The following is a 17,195-nucleotide window of genomic DNA, read 5'->3' as shown; positions in this document are numbered from 1 at the left end:
CCCGCGGATGACGATTGGCTCTATGCTCCACGCGCGCCGACGGGCATGTCAGGCGCGTCGCATCTCGATGTAGGAGAGCGGCCGATAACAGGGCGATGAGTGCACATGCTGGTAACGATGAGCGCAATGCTGTTGACGGCTGCCCCCGTTCACGTGGCGGCCGCGCCGATAGCGTTGCCCGGCGTCGGTGCGAGCGTGGCGCTGCCCGGCGCGGTAGTGTCGCCGTTCGCGGATGACTTCCAGCCAGTCGCGGCGATGGCGGTCTCGCCGCTTGCGCTGGCCGCGTCGCTTCCGGCGATCGAGATTTTCGCCCAGGGGCTGCCGACGCAGGACATTCCGCCAGTCGGTCCCGCTCCGTTGGGGACTCCGCCCGCCCAGCGGACGCCCAACGACATTATCGTCACCGGCCGCAAGGAAACTGCGGGCGATCCGCTGCGCGCGGTCAATGCCGAATCGTTCGCAGTGACGCAGAAGGTCGACGACGCGGTGATCGGCCCGGTCGCGCGGACCTACAAGAAGACCGTGCCGAGCCCCATTCGACGCGGCATCCACAATTTCCTCTACAATCTGCGCGAGCCGATCGTCTTCCTGAACTTCCTGCTCCAGTTCAAGCCAGGCAAGGCCGCGGAGACGGTCGGGCGGTTCGCGATCAACACGACGATCGGCGTGGCCGGCGTGCTCGACATGGCCAAGAAGAAGCCGTTCCACCTGCCACGGCGGTCGAACGGGTTCGCCAACACGCTCGGCTATTACGGCGTCAAGAACGGACCGTTCCTGTTCCTGCCGCTGGTCGGACCGACGACAATCCGCGACCTGCTGGGCGGTGCGGTCGATCGCCTGATCCTGCCGGTCGCCATCGGCAAGCCGTTCACCAGCACGGCGTACGCGATCCCCGCGGGTATCCTGGGTGCGCTCGATCACCGATCTGAGTTCGATCAGACGCTGAAGGACCTGCACGACAATTCGCCCGATCCGTATGCGGCGACGCGGTCATTCTATCTCAACCGGCGGCAGGCGGAGATCGACCACCTCCACGGGCGCGTCGAAGGCGATCCGGCGGGAATGTCGGGGCCGCCGCCGAGCGTGGTGCCGTTCGTGCCGAGCGACCTGGAACCTGGGGCTAGGCCGGTTTCGGAGGTGCCGATGGAGGCTCCGGAGGTCGCGACGCCGGCGGTTGATGCGAAGCCGGCGGCCGACACCGGTCAGTAAAAAGTGGATGTAGCCTAACGGTCTCCCGCCGCCCTCCCCTCCCCGTTCGTGCTGAGTAGAGACCGAGTAGCTCCGTCAGGAGCATATCGAGAGCTCGTATCGAAGCATGAGTTCCGCGCGCCAACCTGTCCTTCGATACGCCGCTTCGACAAGCTCAGCGGCTACTCAGTACGAACGGACGGTGGAGCTCAGCACGTCCCCGGCGTGAGAGAAACGAGTCCTCAAGTAGGAAACAAGTCTCCCAATTGACCACCACCCCGGCGGAGGCCGGGGCCCAATTGGGGGACATCGTAAACTAGGGTAGCGCTTCGTTACTGCAGCCTTGCCAATTGGGCCCCGGCCTTCGCCGGGGTGGTGCTCCCCAAGGTAGATCCGGGAGTACCTTCCTCGACAGTTAATTAAGCCCTCAGACTTCGCTCACCAGCAGCTTGTCGATGCGGCGGCCGTCGAGGTCGACGATCTCGAACTTCCAGCCTTGTTCGACGAAGCTCTCGCCCTCGCCCGGCAGGTGACGGAACACCGACAGCGCGAGCCCGGCGACGGTCGCGTAGTCGCGGTCCTCGGGCAGGTCGATGCCGAGCCGGTCAGCGAGCGAATCCGCCGCCATCGTCCCCGCCACCAGCAACGAACCGTCGTCGCGGACCACCACCGAAGGCGCATCGTCCGGATCCGAGTCCGACTTGAACTCGCCGGCGATCGCCGCGAGCAGATCGGCGGGCGTGACGATGCCTTCGAAATGACCGTATTCGTCGTGGATCAGCGCCATCGGCACTTCGGCTTCGCGGAGCGCCAGCAGCGCGTCCATCGCGTCGATCTGGTCGATCACGACGGGCGCTTTCCGCATTAGTGCGCGCAGGTCGATCGGCTCGCCGCGAAACAGCGCGGCGGCGATGTCGCGCGCCTGGACGACGCCCTTGACCGTATCGATCGAGCCTTCGCCGACCGGCAGGCGGGTGTGCTGCGATGCGAGCAGCGTCTCGCGAATCTCGTCGGGCCCCCAGTCGCAGTCGAGCCAGTCGATCTCGGTCCGCGGCGTCATCACTTCGCGCACCGGGCGATCCGCGAGGCGGACGACGCCCGAGATGATCGACCGCTCATGCTCCTCGATGATCCCCGACTTCGACGCCTCGGCGACGATCATGTGGAGCTCTTCGGCGGTGACGTGCTCTTCCGACTCGCGGTTGAGCCGAAGCGCGCGGAAGATCAAGGCGCTGGTCGAATCGAGCACCCAGACGATCGGTGCGGTGCCGATCGCGAGCCAGCGCATCACCGGCGCCATGAACGACGCGATCGCCTCGGGCGCGCGCAAAGCGAACTGCTTGGGGACGAGCTCGCCGATGATCAGCGACGCGTATGTCGTGAGGCCGATGACGATCGCGAACCCGGCGGTCTCCGCAGTCGACGCGGACAGGCCCCAGGCCTGCAACCGCGCGGCGGTCGGCATGCCGAGGCTGGAGCCCGAATACGCGCCTGCGAGGATGCCAATCAGCGTGATGCCGATCTGGACGGTCGACAGGAACTTGCCGGGGTCGGCGGCGAGCACGAGCGCGGCGCGCGCGCCCTTCTTGCCCGAGCGCGCCATCGCCTCGAGCCGCGCTTTCCGCGCGGAGACGATCGCGAGTTCGCTCATCGCGAACACGCCGTTCAACGCGACGAGCGCGAGGATGATCGCGACGTCGATCCAGGGGAAGGGGGGAAGCGGTGCCATTGGCTCAGGCGCTCTTTGCAGGACAACGGTCCGTCGCACAACCGTCCTTACGTACTGGCTTGCGCATACTCGACATCGGAACGCGAAGATGGTCAGGCTCGGTTCAGTGCGCAGGCGGAACAATCGTCGCGACACCGGGTTATCGGGCATATCGGGCGCGAAGCCGTCATTAGTCATGTCTCAGGGAGATTATCTATGAAAACCAAGATGTTCGCAGGCGCTGCAATCGCGGCACTGATCGCCACCAGCGGCTGCACCACCGATCCGGAGACCGGTCGCCAGACGATTTCGAAGACCGCATTGGGCGGTATCGGCGGTGCGCTTGGCGGCTATCTGCTCGGCGACGTGGTCGGTGGTCGGCATGACCGGACCGAGAAGCTGCTCGGCGCGGGCATCGGTGGTCTCGCGGGTGCGGGCATCGGCGCGTACATGGACAAGCAGGAGCGCGACCTGCGCGCGCGTACCGCGGGCACCGACGTGCAGGTGATCCGCCAGGGCGACGATCTGGTGCTCAACATCCCGTCGGGCATCACCTTCGCGTATGACAGCGCCAACGTGCAGCCGCAGTTCCAGCGGACGCTCGACCAGGTCGCGGATACGCTGGCGCAGTACAACCAGACCTATGTCGACGTGTACGGCCATACCGATTCGACCGGCAGCGATGCATACAACCAGACGCTGTCGGAGCGCCGTGCGCGGTCGGTCGCGGATTATCTGTCGGGCCACGGCGTGCAGGCGGCACGTATCGGTACGCGTGGTTACGGCAAGACGCAGCCAATCGCGTCGAACGACACCGATGCCGGGCGGGCTGCAAACCGTCGCGTCGAGGTGAAGATCGTGCCGATCACGCAGAACGACCTGCGCCAGTAAGGGGTTTGGGGGCTGCGAACGCTGATCGGTTTGTCGGCCCTCCCCTCCCCAAGCATCGTCATCCCCGCGCAGGCGGGGATCCATATCCTCGGGGATCGGCGGTTCTAGTCGACAGGCTAGCCAGTATGGGTCCCCGCCTCCGCGGGGATGACAGCGTGGTCAGAACAGCCGCCCGCCGTTGGGGACGCCAGCAGTCGGCGAAATCAAGACCACCTTGCCATCCGCATCGGGGAAGCCGAGCGTCAGGACTTCGGACATCATCGGGCCAATCTGGCGCGGCGGGAAGTTGACGACCGCGGCGACCTGACGGCCGACCAAAGTTTCCGGCGTATAATGCTCGGTGATCTGCGCGGACGAACGCTTTATGCCGATCTCGTCGCCGAAATCGATCCGCAGCTTGATCGCGGGTTTGCGTGCTTCGGGGAAGGGTTCGGCCTCGACGATCGTGCCGACGCGGATGTCGACCTTCTCGAAATCCGGATACGCGATCAGCTCAGAAATCGACATTATCGTAGTGTGCCGGGGGTGAGATCAGCTCCATCCGCTCGGATAGCAGCGGGCGGAAGCTCGGACGGCTCTTAAAGCCGCGATACCAACGGGCAGTCTGGTCGTGGCCCTTCCAGTCGATCCCGCCGAGATAATCGGTGACCGAGATCTGCGCGGCGGCGGCGAGATCGGCGAGGCTCATCGTTGCGCCGCCAAGCCAGTTCCGGTGATCGAGCAGGTAATCCATGTAGTCGAGATGCCCGACCGCGGCCTTCATCGCCTCGCGCAGGCCCTTCGCGTCGGGCGCCGTGCGGTGCGCGAGGCGCTTGACCATGCGTTCGTGGAGCAGCGGTCCGGTGACGTCGCGGTAGAAATGCGTGTCGAACCACGTGACCAGCCGGCGGATCTCGGCGCGGTTGGTCGCGGTGCCGTTGATCATCGCCGCCTTTTCGACGGTTTCCTCGAAGAATTCGCAGATTGCCATCGAATCGATCAGCGGGGCGACGCCGCGCGACGCGTCGACCATCACCGGGGTCTGGCCGGCGGGGTTCATGTCCATGAACTCGTCGCGGCGATCCCACGGCGATTCGCGGACGAGCTCGTAGCCGACCCCCTTCTCGCCCAGCAGCAGGCGCACCTTTCGCGAAAAGGGACACAGGGGGAATTGATAAAGCTGCCACATGCCCATCGTTTAGGCGGTGGGGGGCGGGTGTGTCACTAGCGCGGGTTGGTCGTCGAGTAAGAAGATTTGGTTTCGCGCAGAGGCGCGGAGAGCGCGGAGGTGTTGCGTACGCCGCGAAGCGTGCATTTCAGCAACGCGCGTTGGAGTGCAAGTAGCCCGTTCCGGGCGAAACCCCCTCCGCGTCCTCTGCGCCTCTGCGCGAACAAATCTACTTCCCTGCTCCATACTAAACTTCCCCGGCGGAGGCCGGGGCCCAATTGGGGGACGTCGCTAACGGAGGACGGCGCTTCGTTACTGCGAACTTTCCAATTGGGCCCCGGCCTTCACCGGGGGGGAGCTCGTGCGTGGGGGTTATTCCGCCGCGACCAGTTCCGCGCTGTCGTCCAGCGGGTGCGACAAGCGAGTCAGCATTTCCTTCGGCACGATCTGCCAGAAATGGCCCGCCACCCGGTCCCAGTCCTCGAGCAGGCCCTTCGACCATTTGCTGTCGGTGTGATCCGCATGATCGCGGACCAGATCGAGCAAGACGTCCGCCCAGTGGAGCGACTTCACGCGGTCCCAGGTGATGTTCTCGGGGTTAGCCCGCTTCGCGAACACGCCATCGGGATCGTAGACGAACGCCATCCCCCCGGTCATGCCCGCACCGAAGTTCGCGCCGACCCCGCCGAGCACTACGGCGATGCCGTTGGTCATGTACTCGCACCCGTTCGCGCCGCAGCCTTCGACGACCACGATCGCGCCCGAGTTGCGGACCGCGAAGCGCTCGCCCGCCTGCCCCGCCGCGAACAGCCGGCCCGATGTCGCGCCATAAAGCACCGTGTTGCCGATGATCGTGTTGTCTTGGCTCGCCAACGGTGAACTCACCGCCGGGCGAACGATGATCGTGCCGCCCGAGAGCCCCTTGCCGACGTAGTCGTTCGAATCGCCGAACACTTCGAGCGTGATGCCCTTGCACAGGAACGCGCCGAGCGACTGCCCCGCCGACCCACGCAGACGGATCGTCACGTGGTTGTCCGCCAGCGTCGACATGCCGAACTTCCGCGTGATCTCACTCGACAGCCGCGTGCCGACCGCGCGGTGCGTGTTGCGCACCGAATAGGTCAGCTGCATCTTCTCGCCGCGCGAGAACACCGCGGACGCGTCCTTGATGATCTGCGCGTCGAGGCTATCGGGGACTTCGTTGCGGAAGGTCGAGAGCGAGAACCGGCGCTGCGAATCATCCGCATCGACCTTCGCCAGGATCGGGTTCAGGTCGAGATCGTCAAGATGCTCAGCCCCGCGGCTGACCTGCCGCAACAATTCGGTGCGCCCGATCACGTCGTCGAGGCTCTTCACGCCGAGCCGCGCGAGGATGTCGCGGACTTCCTCGGCGATGAAGGTCATCAGGTTGATCACCTTCTCGGGCGTGCCGACGAACTTCTGGCGGAGCGCGTCGTTCTGCGTGCAGATGCCGACCGGGCACGTGTTCGAATGGCACTGCCGCACCATGATGCAGCCCATCGCGACCAGCGACAGCGTGCCGATCCCGAACTCCTCCGCCCCCAGGATCGCCGCGATCACGATGTCGCGACCGGTCTTCAACCCGCCATCGGTGCGCAACCGCACGCGACCGCGCAGGCCGTTGAGCGTCAGCACCTGGTTGACCTCCGACAGGCCCATTTCCCACGGCGTGCCCGCGTACTTGATCGACGTCTGCGGCGAGGCACCGGTGCCGCCGACATGGCCGGCGATCAGGATCACGTCGGCATGCGCCTTCGCGACACCCGCCGCGACCGTGCCGATCCCCGCCGACGAGACGAGCTTCACGCAAACGCGGGCGCGCGGGTTGATCTGCTTCAGGTCGTAGATGAGCTGCGCGAGATCCTCGATCGAGTAGATGTCGTGGTGCGGCGGCGGTGAGATCAAAGTCACGCCGGGCGTCGCATGGCGCAGCTTGGCGATGAACTCGGTGACCTTGAAGCCGGGCAGCTGGCCGCCCTCGCCGGGCTTGGCGCCCTGTGCGACCTTGACCTCGATCTCCTCGCACGCATTCAGATATTCGGCGGTGACGCCGAACCGGCCGCTCGCGACCTGCTTGATCGACGAGTTGGCGTTGTCGCCGTTCGCGTAGGGCACGAAGCGCGACTTGTCCTCGCCGCCTTCGCCCGAGACGGCCTTCGCGCCGATCCGGTTCATCGCGATCGCCAGCGTCTCGTGTGCCTCGGGCGAGAGGGCGCCGAGCGACATGCCCGGCGTCACGAAGCGCTTGCGGATTTCGGTGATCGCCTCGACCTGGTCGACCGGCACGCCTTCCGCGGGGAAGTTGAACTGGAGCAGATCGCGCAGGTACACCGGCGGCAGATCGGACACGCCGCGCGAGAATTGCAGATAGCTGGTGTAGCTGTCGGTCGCGACCGCGGTCTGCAGCAGGTGCATCAGCTGCGCGGAATAGGCGTGTGTCTCGCCGGTGTGGCGCTGGCGATAGAAGCCGCCGATCGGCAGCATCGCCACCGCCGGGTCGAACGCCGCTTCGTGGCGGTCGGTCGCGTTGACGTGGAGCGAGGCATAGCCCTCGCCGCTGATCTTGGCGGGCATGCCCGGGAACAGGTCGTTCACGAGACTGCGCGACAGGCCGACCGCCTCGAAGTTGTAGCCGCCGCGGTACGACGAGATGACCGCGATGCCCATCTTCGACATGATCTTGAGCAGCCCCTCCTCGACCGCGACGCGGTGGCGGCGGAGGCATTCGGCGAGGTCGAGATCGCCGAACAGCCCGCGCGACTGGCGATCGACGATCGCGGCTTCGGCAAGATAGGCGTTCACGGTGGTCGCGCCGACGCCGATCAGCACCGCGTAATAATGCGTGTCGAGGCATTCGGCGGTGCGGACGTTGATCGACGCGTAGGAGCGTAGGCCTCGGCGGACGAGGTGCGTGTGCACGGCGGCGACCGCGAGCACGCCGGCGATGCCGACGCGGTCTTCGCTGATCGCCTCGTCGGTGAGGAAGATCTCGCTCTTGCCCTGCCGGACGGCCTGCTCCGCCTCGTTGCGGATCCGCTGGATCGCCGCGCGGAGCTTCTCCGGGCCACCGCCGACGTCGAACGTGCAGTCGATCTCGGCAACCGCATTACCGAAATGCGCCTTCAACCGCGACCAATGCTCGCCCGTCAGCACCGGCGAATCGAGCACCAGCACGCGCTCGCGCTGGTCGCGGACGTCGAGGATGTTGGCGAGATTGCCGAACCGCGTCTTGAGCGACATCACGTGGCGCTCGCGGAGCGGGTCGATCGGTGGGTTGGTGACCTGCGAGAAGTTCTGGCGGAAGAACTGGCTGATCAGCCGCGGCTTGTCCGAGATGACCGCGAGCGGCGTGTCGTCGCCCATCGACCCGATCGCCTCCTTCGCGGATTCGACCATCGGCGACAGGATCAGCTCCATGTCCTCCATCGTCTGCCCCGCCGCGACCTGGCGACGTGCGAGCTCGGCACGGTCGTAGCGCACGATCGCGTCCTCGACCGACGGCAGGTCGGCGAGCGTGTGGAATTCGCCGATCATCGCGGCGTAATCCGCCTCGCCCGAGATGCGATCCTTCACTTCGCGATCCTGGAGCAGGCGACCTTCGTCGAGGTCGACCGCGATCATCTCGCCTGGCCCGAGCCGCCCCTTGGCGACGATCGTCGATTCGGGGACGACGACCATGCCGCTCTCCGACCCGACGATCAGCAGGCCGTCGGAGGTAAGCGTATAACGGAGCGGCCGCAGCGCGTTGCGATCCATGCCGGCGACCGCCCAGCGGCCATCGGTCATCGCCAGCGCGGCGGGGCCGTCCCATGGCTCCATCACCGAGGCGAGATACTGGTACATCGCGGTATGCTCGGGCGGCATGTCCGGGCTGGCGGCTTCGGGGACGAGCATCAGCTTGGCGGTCGGCGCATCGCGGCCCGAGCGACAGATCGCCTCGAACACCGCGTCCAGCGCGGCGGTGTCTGACGCGCCGGCGGGGATCACCGGCTTGATGTCCTCCGAATTGTCGCCGAACGCGAGGCTCGCCATGCGGATCTCGTGGCTAAGCATCCAATTCTTGTTGCCGCGGATCGTGTTGATCTCGCCGTTATGCGCGAGGCAGCGGAACGGTTGCGCCAGCCACCATTGCGGGAAGGTGTTGGTCGAATAGCGCTGATGAAAGATCGCGACGCGGCTTTCGAAGCGCTGGTCGCACAGGTCCGGGTAGAAGACCGACAGCGATTCGGCGAGGAACAGCCCCTTGTAGATGATCGAGCGGCACGACAGCGAACAGATGTAGAAGCCCTGGATCTGCGCCGCGATCACGCGCTTCTCGATGCGGCGGCGGACGAGGTACAGTGTCTTCTCGAACTCCGCGGCGTCCTGCTCCTCGGGCAAGGGCCCGGCGATCATGATCTGCTCGATCTCGGGGCGCGTGGCTTGCGCCTTCTGGCCGATCACCGACACGTCGACCGGCACCTGGCGCCAGCCATAGATGGTGTAGCCCGCCTCGATGATCGCGCTCTCGACGATCGTCCGGCAATCCTCCTGCGCGCCGAGATCGGTGCGTGGCAGGAAGATCATGCCGACGGCCAGGCGGTTCGGCCGGACCTTGTGGCCCGAGGCTGCGACCGCGTCGTCGAAGAAGCGCAGCGGCAGGTCGATGTGCAGGCCTGCGCCGTCACCAGTCTTGCCGTCCGCATCGACCGCGCCGCGGTGCCAAACGGCCTTAAGCGCATCGACCGCAGACTGCACGACGCGCCGCGACGCGCGACCGTCGGTGGCGGCGACGAGGCCGACGCCGCACGCATCGCCCTCAAATTCGGGGCGATACATGCCGTGCTCGGCAAGATGGGCGCGTTGATCGATCATCGGGTAACCCTGTTCGTTGCTCATGCCGCCACCTTCGCGTTGGCCGCCTTGGTCTTCAGCCATTTGTGCATCGTCGCGGCGACGTCGCGGCCGTCGCGGATCGCCCATACGACCAGGCTTGCACCGCGGACGATGTCGCCTGCCGCGAACACGCCGTCGAGCGAGGTCATCAGCGTCTTGCCATCGACCAGCACGGTGCCCCAGCGGCTCACGCCCAGTTCCGGTGTTGCGAACAGCGTCGGCAGGTCCTCGGCGTCGAAGCCCAGTGCTTTGATGACGAGATCGGCATTCACCGAATAGTCGCCCGCGGGATCGGGTTCGGGGGCGCGGCGGCCGCTCGCATCGGGCGCGCCGAGACGCATTTTCCGGACCTTGACGCTCGACACGACGTCACCGCCGTCGAAGCTCTGTGGGCCCGACAGCCAGACGAACTCGACGCCTTCCTCCTCGGCATTGGCGACTTCGCGCTGCGATCCGGGCATGTTGGCACGGTCGCGGCGGTAGAGGCACTTCACCGACTTGGCGCCTTGGCGGATCGCTGTGCGGACGCAGTCCATCGCGGTATCGCCGCCGCCGATCACGACCACGTCCTTGCCCTCCGCATTGAGGCTGCCATCGTCGAAGGCGGGGACGGCGTCGCCGAAGCCCTTGCGGTTTGACGCGACGAGGAAGTCGAGCGCGGCGACCACGCCGTTCGATCCGCCGCCGGGGAGGTCCATTGCGCGCGCCTTGTAGACACCGGTCGCGATCAGGATCGCGTCGTGGCGCTGGCGGAGATCGTCGAGGCTGGCGTCGCTGCCGACCGCGAAGCCTTCGTGGAAGACGATGCCGGCGGCCTTGAGACGCTCGACGCGCCGCATGACGATCGGCTTTTCAAGCTTGAAGCCGGGGATGCCATAGGTGAGCAACCCGCCTGCGCGGTCGTAGCGGTCGTAGACGTGGACGTCATAGCCGTGCCCGCGCAGATATTCCGCTGCGGTCAGGCCCGCCGGGCCGGCACCGATCACGCCGACCGACTGCCCACGAGACTTGCCGGGGACCAGCGGTTCGACCCAGCCATTCTCCCAGGCGGTATCCGTGATGAACTTCTCGACCGAGCCGATCGTGACCGCGCCGTGCCCGGTGAATTCGATGACGCAATTGCCTTCGCACAGCCGGTCCTGCGGGCAGATGCGGCCGCAGATCTCGGGCATGGTCGACGTCGCGTTGCTCAACTCGTAGGCCTCGCGCAGCCGCCCTTCCGCGGTCAGCCTGAGCCAGTCGGGAATATGGTTGTGCAGCGGGCAATGGACCGAGCAATAGGGCACGCCGCACTGCGAACAGCGCCCGGCCTGCTCCTCGGCAGGCTGGACCGCGTATCGCTGCGCGATCTCACGGAAATCCTCCTGCCGCTCATCCGCGGTGCGCTTTGCCGGATAGGATTGCTCCCGCCCGACAAACTTTAGCATCGAATCGTTCGCCATACATGCCTCCGACAGCCGCGTTATTGCGCCATCGGAAGCTTGTCACCTTGAAATCGACCATTATGCCAGCATTGCTGTCGTATTAATCGATCAATTCAATCAAATTATCTAAGAACAATTCTCATCAAGCCTTATTGATACCGAAATGGACCTACTTGCTGAGCAACCAGACCAGCGCGGCCGAGCCGGCAGCTACCCGGTACCAGGCAAAAGGCACGAACCCGTGCTTGGTGACGATCCCGACGAACCACTTCACCACCAGCAGCGCGACGATGAACGACACCGCAGCGCCGATCGCGATCGCGCCAAGCCCGACACCGCCGCCGCTAGCGATCGCATCGCGGTTTTTCAGCAGTTCGAGCGCGCTCGCCCCCAGCATCGTCGGGATCGCGAGGAAGAAGCTGAACTCGGCCGCCGTGCGCCGCTCGACGCCCAGCGCCAGCGCGCCGAGAATCGTCGCACCAGAGCGGCTGACGCCAGGGACCATCGCGAGGCACTGGAGAAAGCCGATACCGATTACCGTCTTCAGGGGGATGTCCGCCACGCCGCTGATGTCGCTGCGCGGCGCGAACCGCTCGACCGCGAGGATCGCGAAGCCGCCGACGATCAGCGCGATCGCGACGACCTCCGCATTCCCGAGCAGCGCCTCGATATGCTTGTGCAGCGCAAGGCCGATCACCGCCGCCGGGATGAACGCGACCACCAGGTTGCGCAGGAACAGCCAGGATTTCGTCTCACGCTTCAACAGCCCCATGCCGACCGCCCAGAACGTCCGCCAGTACAGCACGACGATCGCGAGGATCGCGCCGAGCTGGATGACGACGTTGAACACTTCCCAGCGCCCCGCGTCATAGCCGAGCAGCCGCGTCGCGAGGATCAGATGCCCGGTCGAGGAGACGGGCAGGAATTCGGTGATCCCCTCGACGATGCCGAGGAGGATGACGGTGAGAAGTTCGGTCAAGCGGGAGCTCCGGCGCGGTAGGTCAGGGCAGTGTCAGCGGTAGGTAGCACGCGCAGGATCAGGCGACATGGACTTCCGCATGCGTCTCGGCGCGACGACCGAACCGCCCGGCCTTGCGAAAGCGCACCAGCCAGCCCGGCGCGACCGTCGACAGCGGCGTCGCCTCGATCCCGAACGCGGCAAGGCCATCGGCGCCGGTGACGATATTGTCGGTCTGCAGCATCGTCCACTGGTCCTTGGTGATCGGCGCGCCCGGCAGGAAGCCGCCCTTGGCGATCAGCGCCCCGGCAAAGTCCGGCAGCTCGACGATCGAAGGGTTGCGACCGATTGTCTTGGCGATCCAGCGGATGAGATTGCCCATCGTGATGATGTCGGGGCCGCCGAGCTCGAAGGTCTGGCCGCCGAACGTCTCGGGATCGGACGCCGCTGCGACCACAGCGTCCGCCACGTTGCCGACGAACACGGGTTGGAACTTCGCGCCTGCGCGCAACACCGGAACCACCGGCGCCTTGGCAATCATCCCGGCAAAGCGGTTCACGAACTGGTCTTCCTGACCGAACACGATCGACGGTCGCAGGATCGTCGCAGTTGGGAACGCCTCGAGCACGGCCGCCTCGCCCTGCCCCTTCGACTTGCCGTACGCCGACGCAGACTCGGGATCCGCGCCAATCGCCGAGACGTGCACCAGCGCGCCGACGCCGGCCTTCGCCGCCGCCTGTGCGACGGTCTGCGCACCGAGTGCCTGAACGCGCTGGAAATCGCCCGCGAGCACGCCGACCAGGTTCACGACCACGTCCGAGCCGTGCACCGCATGCGCGATCGTCTCGGGCTTGGTGACGTCGGCACCGACGAACTGCGTCTGGCCGAGCCCGCCGAGCGGCTTCAGGAAGAACGCCTGCCGCGGATCGCGCTGCGCGATGCGGACGCGCGCGCCCGTTGCCAGCAGCGCCTGTGCGACATAGCGGCCGACGAAACCGCCACCCCCGATCAGCGTCACCAGTTTGTCGTTCATCGCGCGTCCGTCCACTTTGTTTAGCCTGCCAATCACGAATAACCCCTTGCCCCAGCAAGAGGCGTGTTGACAAGCATCGCGACCCTCCCCTAGAGGCGCCCTCCTACCCCGTGCCCGGATGGCGGAATTGGTAGACGCACCAGCTTCAGGTGCTGGCGATCGCAAGGTCGTGGAGGTTCGAGTCCTCTTCCGGGCACCAGCACTTCTCAAGTGCTTGAAATCTCTCGGGGATCGTCCACGAAACGGTCCCCAGAGAGCATCTGCTACCCCAAACTGCTACGGGAAAATGGCCCATCGTCGGGCCGAAAATCCCGGAAAACCGTCCGTATTGTCGGCGGTGTTTGCTACGGTAAGCTGCTACGGGATTTACCCCATGGCGTGCTTCGACGCGGGCAGAAACTCTACTACCGGCACACGATCCCTGTTGACGCTCAGCGTCTGCTGAACCGCCTCGAAATTTGGCGTTCGCTGCGCACCGATAGTCTCGCTGTCGCCTTGCGCCGATTGCCGGGGGTCAAGGCCCGGATCGAAATAGAGATCGAAAATGCCCGCGCGATGGCGGGCTTGCCGATTGATGCAATGCTCATCCGACCGTTGGACGACGATCCCGCCAACCACGCGATATCGGTCCCTATCGCGTCGTTGCCCGCTGAGCAGGCCCAGCCCGACAGCCCGCTTACGTTGGCCGAGGCGTATAGCAACTACATCAACGACCCGACGCACGCATGGACTGCCAGCACTCGGGAAGCGTATGAGACGGGCCGAAAGCTGGCGGTCGCCATGATAGGGGAAGCAGTCCCGATAGCGTCGATCTCGCGTGCGCAGTGCCGCGACATGCTCGATGTCCTGCGTTTTCTTCCCGCCAACGCAAGAAAGCTTTTTCCCAAGCTTTCGCCGCGCGAGGCGGCTGAGCGCGCGCGCCTACGCAGCAACATCAAGATCATCAGCGCGGCAAACGCCAACTCGCTGATGTCGAACTTGAGCAGCTTCCTCAACTGGGCGGTCAATGAGGAACTGCTGGCCCGCAACCCGGCCCGAGGCCTGCGCCTGCCCGATCCGGTCAATAAGCGGGACAAGCGTTTGCCTTTCGAACGCGACCAGCTTCACGCGATCTTCAATGCGCCACTCTATCGTGGCTGCGTCGATGGCGAGCGCGGCTATAATAAGGTCGGAAATCAGCGACCGCGCAACGCGCGGTTCTGGGTGCCCTTAATCGCTCTGTTCACTGGCGCACGACTGGGCGAAATTTGCCAACTTGATACCACCGACATCCGAGCCGTCGATGGCGTCGATTGTATCGTGGTAAGCCAGCGGTCCCTCGTCGGAAGCACCGATAAGCAGTTGAAGACCACCGCCAGCGACCGGCTCATTCCCGTCCATCCGATGCTCATCGACTGCGGGCTGCTCCGCTTCGCCGAGGCAAAACGAAGGGCTGGAGAGAAAAAGCTATTCGATGACATCGAGACAGGATCGACAGGATCGCGACCAGTCGCTTTCAGTAAGTGGTTTACGCAGTTCCTCCGCGCCTGCGGCGCGCAGCGGACTCGCACCTCATTTCATTCGTTCCGCCACAACTTCAGGGACGAGCTACGCGCCGCACGGACCGACCACGACATCACGTTGCTTCTTGGCGGGTGGACTACTGGAGCATCCCGGACAGCCGTCCATGAGAACTATGGTAGCGGCCATCGGGTCGATGCACTCGATGAAGCCGTGCGTAGGTTGTCGTTCGATCAGGTGGATGTCCGGCACTGCATGTAATCTTCAAGGGGCAAACCCAGCCTTGGGCATGCTACTCAATCGTCGTGCATCGCCTTGTCCGCCTGCCACGAGTGGTAGGAGCAAAGTCCACCATCAATACCATCAAGGTAATCGGACAGCGGGATGTGTTCGCCACACAACTGACAGGTTGATTCGTAATCGATCGGCTCGTTGCAGTTCGCACAAGCCTCGTCCGTTTCGAGCAAGGTCTGTCGTTCACAAGCAGGGCACTGATATATTGGACCTTCTTCACCGGTTTCTTTGGCGCGAAGGTAGGCGTCGCCGCCGAACATTTGTTCTATCGCGTCTTCAATCAGGTCCGCGCCATCGGGCTCCGCGCTACAGGACCGGCACTTGAACGCGACTGCGGCTTGGTCATCGTTATCGGCATCCATTTGCGCGATCAGACGCGAGTCGCATTCGAGACAACGAAACTTGGAACCTTCAATGCTGTTAGAGAACCATCGCACCTTGGAGAGTGTGTCCCGCGCTGCCTTCAACTCCCCATCGTAAACCGTTTTCTCCGATAACATGACCTGCCACTCTTCACCGAGTGCGGTGGCCGGGTCTTCCTCTAATTGACGAAATAGCGAAGTGACTACGGCGAAGGTGCTGCTAATTGCCGATCGGATGACAGCGGGTGAGTGAGCCGAAGCCTTATGCTCGAGATCATTTCTGATAGATTGCAGCCCATCCAGCGCCTGTCGATCTATCAAAAGTCCAAACTCTTTCAGTGGTGCATGTATCGCGCCATAATCAATCGAGTTTTTCCCGTCCGCGACGGCGATCACATCCCCGCTAGCATTGAGGGACAACTTTATTTTGGCAGCAATGACCAAATCGGGCGAGGCTTTGGGCGCGCTGCGGATGAGTAGCTCTTTGGCTAAAAGCAGGACGCCCGCATAGAAGTTTCTCACTGCCGAGACATCGCGCTGGGTGTCCTGCTGCCGATAGTCCTCCACTCCCATTCGAATAGAGGCGACGGCATTATCGTAAAGTGATGGCATCAGTATTCCCCTTCTTAAAGCATCTACCCCATGGGTGCGTCTTTTGAAGCGACAATGACGCAAGCATCCGTTGAGCTCATTTGTGAACCGGCTTTGAAACGACAAGAGGGCAAGCTGGCGCTCAGCCTCCCTCACCGCCGACAATACGGACGGTTTTCCGGGATTTTCGGCCCGACGATGGGCCATTTTCCCGTAGCAGTTTGGGGTAGCAGATGCTCTCTGGGGACCGTTTCGTGGACGATCCCCGAGAGATTTCAAGCACTTGAGAAGTGCTGGTGCCCGGAAGAGGATCGGAGCAGGCGGGGTGGTCGAGGTCGGCATGATCGCGTGGGTCTTGCCTTGCCTCGCCCAAGGTCTGTTGAGATTCGAGTCCTGACGAGTTCACCGCGCCGGTTCGGTCGCTTGGCGAGTCATGCGACAAGCGCGTGTAGAGGGCGATGCGTTTGGTCATTTAAGAACGAATCGCTCCAGTTCTGTAATGCGTCAAGAAAATGGTAGGGACTGCCCATGGTCACCCGGTCCAGTTCGCAGACGCAGTTCATCGCCGAATATCGGTTCAAGTTCCCTCGTCCATGGAATCGTGTGATCACGACCGTTGCTGCCGAGCCTGTGGCACTCGATGTTCGCGTCGGTCGTGGCATCTTCGATGCCGAATATGTCGGCGCTTTCGACGGCGAGGAACTCGTCGCAGTGATGAACACATGGGGGCCGGAAGAGCCCCTTCTTTACCGGCATATTGGCAAGACCATTGTTGATCCGGCCTATCAGGGGCACCGCATTACCCGGCAGATCATCGAGTGGTGGGTGACCTCACGCAACGAGTGCCTCGCTTCGGACGAGAACCAAACCCACGATGGCGCGAGGGTGTGGGAGTCTATGATCATCCGCGATCCTCTACTTCGCTTCTTTCTATGGCACCCAGATGGCACCGAAATTGAGTTGAGTGTCGAAGCAGGTCGGATCGTCCCAGACCCATGGTCCGACCAACACACTCGCCTGCTCGCCCGCCCCCGATAACGGAGTGTCCCTTTCCGCATTCATTCTCTTACGGAATGGAAAAAGTGGTAGAGGAAAATTGGCGGATTTCCGTAAGCGCGGTCTGAGGGCCGCCTTGTAGGCGGAGCGTTCAACGGGTTGATGGCAGCTCTTTGAACGGGGCCGTGATGTCGGACGAGACTATCG

Annotated in this window: 12 protein-coding genes and 1 tRNA gene; 5 read left to right on the top strand and 8 right to left on the bottom strand. The window is 64.1% G+C overall.

The genetic code is table 11. The features are described from left to right. The first annotated feature begins 105 nt into the window (after positions 1 to 105). Positions 106 to 1,209, top strand: a complete 1,104-nt coding sequence (locus C8J25_RS15925) for an MlaA family lipoprotein (protein ID WP_244187156.1) — start codon at positions 106 to 108, stop codon at positions 1,207 to 1,209. A gap of 406 nt (positions 1,210 to 1,615) precedes the next feature. Here the strand turns inward: C8J25_RS15925 and C8J25_RS15920 are convergent, their stop codons facing one another. After that, positions 1,616 to 2,917: a hemolysin family protein gene (locus C8J25_RS15920; protein ID WP_056063992.1), complete on the bottom strand. Its 1,302-nt coding sequence runs from the start codon at positions 2,915 to 2,917 to the stop codon at positions 1,616 to 1,618. 195 nt (positions 2,918 to 3,112) lie between these two features. Here C8J25_RS15920 and C8J25_RS15915 point away from each other — a divergent pair, with 195 nt between their 5' ends. Continuing rightward, a complete protein-coding gene (locus C8J25_RS15915) occupies positions 3,113 to 3,787 on the top strand; it encodes a YiaD family glycine zipper/OmpA-like lipoprotein (RefSeq protein WP_107955388.1) in 675 nt (224 codons plus the stop codon). 159 nt (positions 3,788 to 3,946) lie between these two features. On the opposite strand, the gene C8J25_RS15910 is transcribed toward C8J25_RS15915, so the two are convergent. The 6 genes from C8J25_RS15910 to C8J25_RS15885 all read right to left on the bottom strand — a co-directional run bounded on the left by C8J25_RS15910 (position 3,947) and on the right by C8J25_RS15885 (position 13,245). Beyond that, a complete protein-coding gene (locus C8J25_RS15910; protein ID WP_107955387.1) occupies positions 3,947 to 4,294 on the bottom strand; it encodes a tRNA-binding protein in 348 nt (115 codons plus the stop codon). Next, positions 4,281 to 4,955, bottom strand: a complete 675-nt coding sequence (locus C8J25_RS15905; RefSeq protein WP_056054264.1) for a glutathione S-transferase family protein — start codon at positions 4,953 to 4,955, stop codon at positions 4,281 to 4,283. The genes C8J25_RS15910 and C8J25_RS15905 overlap by 14 nt, the downstream gene beginning before the upstream one ends. Before the next feature lie 351 nt (positions 4,956 to 5,306). Beyond that, positions 5,307 to 9,809: a glutamate synthase large subunit gene (gltB, locus tag C8J25_RS15900; protein WP_107955555.1), complete on the bottom strand. Its 4,503-nt coding sequence runs from the start codon at positions 9,807 to 9,809 to the stop codon at positions 5,307 to 5,309. A 20-nt stretch (positions 9,810 to 9,829) separates the two neighbouring features. After that, positions 9,830 to 11,272: an NAD(P)-dependent oxidoreductase gene (locus tag C8J25_RS15895; protein WP_107955386.1), complete on the bottom strand. Its 1,443-nt coding sequence runs from the start codon at positions 11,270 to 11,272 to the stop codon at positions 9,830 to 9,832. Positions 11,273 to 11,423: 151 nt separating this feature from the next. Beyond that, entirely contained in the window at positions 11,424 to 12,233 is an 810-nt protein-coding gene (locus C8J25_RS15890) for an undecaprenyl-diphosphate phosphatase (protein WP_107955385.1), read from the bottom strand. A gap of 58 nt (positions 12,234 to 12,291) precedes the next feature. Continuing rightward, positions 12,292 to 13,245 carry a complex I NDUFA9 subunit family protein gene (locus C8J25_RS15885; protein WP_107955384.1) on the bottom strand — a complete coding sequence of 318 codons (954 nt, stop codon included), beginning with the start codon at positions 13,243 to 13,245 and terminating at the stop codon, positions 12,292 to 12,294. Positions 13,246 to 13,357: 112 nt separating this feature from the next. Between C8J25_RS15885 and C8J25_RS15880 the strand changes: the two genes are divergently transcribed. Both C8J25_RS15880 and C8J25_RS15875 read left to right on the top strand, forming a co-directional pair. Then, a tRNA-Leu gene (locus tag C8J25_RS15880) sits at positions 13,358 to 13,444 on the top strand. Positions 13,445 to 13,623: 179 nt separating this feature from the next. Further along, positions 13,624 to 15,006 carry a DUF6538 domain-containing protein gene (locus C8J25_RS15875; RefSeq protein ID WP_107955383.1) on the top strand — a complete coding sequence of 461 codons (1,383 nt, stop codon included), beginning with the start codon at positions 13,624 to 13,626 and terminating at the stop codon, positions 15,004 to 15,006. Between the two features lie 35 nt (positions 15,007 to 15,041). On the opposite strand, the gene C8J25_RS15870 is transcribed toward C8J25_RS15875, so the two are convergent. Then, entirely contained in the window at positions 15,042 to 16,013 is a 972-nt protein-coding gene (locus C8J25_RS15870) for a hypothetical protein (protein ID WP_107955382.1), read from the bottom strand. Positions 16,014 to 16,520: 507 nt separating this feature from the next. On the opposite strand from C8J25_RS15870, the gene C8J25_RS15865 reads away from it, so the two are divergent. Beyond that, on the top strand, positions 16,521 to 17,030 hold the full coding sequence (locus C8J25_RS15865; protein WP_107955381.1) for a hypothetical protein: 510 nt from the start codon (positions 16,521 to 16,523) through the stop codon (positions 17,028 to 17,030). Positions 17,031 to 17,195 lie beyond the last annotated feature (165 nt).

It is taken from the genome of Sphingomonas faeni (genome assembly GCF_003053745.1).
Taxonomy (GTDB): Bacteria; Pseudomonadota; Alphaproteobacteria; order Sphingomonadales; family Sphingomonadaceae; genus Sphingomonas; species Sphingomonas faeni.
This window is presented reverse-complemented; position numbering and strand designations above follow the sequence as displayed.

Bases quoted from the DNA above. Each gene is read 5' to 3' on its own strand.
- C8J25_RS15925 (WP_244187156.1), top strand. From the start codon at position 106: ATGCTGGTAACGATGAGCGCAATGCTGTTGACGGCTGCCCCCGTTCAC.
- C8J25_RS15920 (WP_056063992.1), bottom strand. From the start codon at position 2,917: ATGGCACCGCTTCCCCCCTTCCCCTGGATCGACGTCGCGATCATCCTC.
- C8J25_RS15915 (WP_107955388.1), top strand. From the start codon at position 3,113: ATGAAAACCAAGATGTTCGCAGGCGCTGCAATCGCGGCACTGATCGCC.
- C8J25_RS15910 (WP_107955387.1), bottom strand. From the start codon at position 4,294: ATGTCGATTTCTGAGCTGATCGCGTATCCGGATTTCGAGAAGGTCGAC.
- C8J25_RS15905 (WP_056054264.1), bottom strand. From the start codon at position 4,955: ATGTGGCAGCTTTATCAATTCCCCCTGTGTCCCTTTTCGCGAAAGGTG.
- gltB (WP_107955555.1), bottom strand. From the start codon at position 9,809: ATGATCGATCAACGCGCCCATCTTGCCGAGCACGGCATGTATCGCCCC.
- C8J25_RS15895 (WP_107955386.1), bottom strand. From the start codon at position 11,272: ATGGCGAACGATTCGATGCTAAAGTTTGTCGGGCGGGAGCAATCCTAT.
- C8J25_RS15885 (WP_107955384.1), bottom strand. From the start codon at position 13,245: ATGAACGACAAACTGGTGACGCTGATCGGGGGTGGCGGTTTCGTCGGC.
- C8J25_RS15870 (WP_107955382.1), bottom strand. From the start codon at position 16,013: ATGCCATCACTTTACGATAATGCCGTCGCCTCTATTCGAATGGGAGTG.
- C8J25_RS15865 (WP_107955381.1), top strand. From the start codon at position 16,521: ATGGTCACCCGGTCCAGTTCGCAGACGCAGTTCATCGCCGAATATCGG.